This window comes from Mesorhizobium sp. M7A.F.Ca.CA.004.06.1.1, from assembly GCF_003999135.1.
Classification (GTDB): Bacteria; Pseudomonadota; Alphaproteobacteria; order Rhizobiales; family Rhizobiaceae; genus Mesorhizobium.
This window is the reverse complement of record NZ_RZPQ01001075.1, coordinates 1-1,490: the sequence shown is the minus strand read 5'-3', so window position 1 is coordinate 1,490 and position 1,490 is coordinate 1. Positions and strand designations below refer to the sequence as shown.

Genomic DNA, 1,490 nt, shown 5'->3' with positions numbered 1-1,490 from the left:
TCGGTGATATAGGCGACGCCGCGCCGCACGGCCTGCCGTGGCACGCGGAAGTGCACCACCTCGCCGCGCAGCGTGATGCGGCCACCATGGAAGAAGTCACGCTTCAAAACGCCCGCCGCGATCTTCATCATTTCGGTGCGGCCGGCACCGACCAGGCCGAACAGCCCGGTCACCTGGCCGGCAAAGACCGACAGCGTGGCGCTGCGCACCGCCTTACCCATCGAGACGTTCTCGAGCGCCAGCACCTTTTCGCCCGGGCGGCGCGCGACGCGTTTGGCGGCATCGTCGCCATAGAGCGTATCGGTCAGTTGCCGGCCAACCATCGCCTGGACGATTTTCTCGCGGGTGAGATTGCGCGCATCGTCGGTGACGATCAGCGCGCCGTCGCGCAGCACGCTGATGCGGTCGGCGATCGACAGCGCTTCTTCCAGCGCGTGTGAAATGAAGATGATGGAAGCGCCCTCGCCTTTCAGCCGCTCGACCAGGGCGAAGAAGTGCTGCTTTTCCTCCGGCGTCAGCGTCGCCGTCGGCTCGTCGAAGATGAAGATGCGGGCCTTGTGGTGAACCGCGCGGGCGATCTCGACCATCTGCTTCTTGGCGGCGCCGAGCGTTGACACCAGCGCGGTCGGCTCGACATGGAAGTTCAGCCGCTGCAGATGCTGCTGCGCCTTGATGTTGATGCCGCGCAACCGGTTGAAGAAGCTCTCTTCGCCGAGGAAGATGTTCTGGGCGACATTCATCGACGGGATGAGATTGGTTTCCTGGAACACCATGGCGATGCCGTGCTTCATGGCATCGGCGGGCGAGGAAAAGCCAACCGGTTTGCCGTCAATCAGCATCTCGCCCGACGTCAGCGGATAGAGGCCGGCCAGCACCTTGGTCAACGTCGACTTCCCCGCACCGTTCTCGCCGAGCAGCGCATGGACCTCGCCTTGCCGCAGCGTGAAATCGACGTCGCGCACCGCCGCGTTGCCGGCGAACGCCTTGGTGGCCTTGCGGAACCGGACGATCTCGGTCGCGTGGGGATCAGCCATGCCGGGCTCCACCGGATGTCGTGCCGGGCAGGCGCAGCAGCGTGCCGGAGCCGCGCGATGCGGCGTAGACGCTGCCGCCATGCTCACAGACGGAGGTGACGCCATGCATGCTGCCGTCGGCGCGGCTGTGCCAGCTTTCGCTGGGCCGGCCGCTGTCGTCGCAGCGCGCGACGAGGCCGTAGGAGCGCGATGGCGCCCACGGCTTCAGCACGCCCATCTGCCGGACCGAGCCCTGGCTCAGCGGCTGGTCCGGCCGCGCCGATCCGGCGAGTTCCGGCCCGATCCATTCGCCGGGATCGATCGTCGCCATCATCTCGCGGCGATAATCGTCCTCGCGCAGCACCAGTTCGAGAAGCTGGCGGCGCGGCGCGAACAGCGCCATCCAGAAGCCGCCATCGGAAGCGGGTGACAGGCGCGACGGATAGGCGGGCAGATTTTCCAGGATAACCACCGGAT

General features: G+C 66.4%; 1 protein-coding gene and 1 pseudogene. Both read right to left on the bottom strand.

The genetic code is table 11. The features are described from left to right. Positions 1-1,034, bottom strand: a 1,034-nt coding sequence (locus tag EN906_RS33945) for a sugar ABC transporter ATP-binding protein (RefSeq protein ID WP_164777597.1), incomplete at its 3' end; no start/stop codon positions are given. Then, positions 1,027-1,490: pseudogene (locus tag EN906_RS37600) on the bottom strand (hypothetical protein); the annotation flags it as partial. The pseudogene EN906_RS37600 and the gene EN906_RS33945, both read right to left, overlap by 8 nt.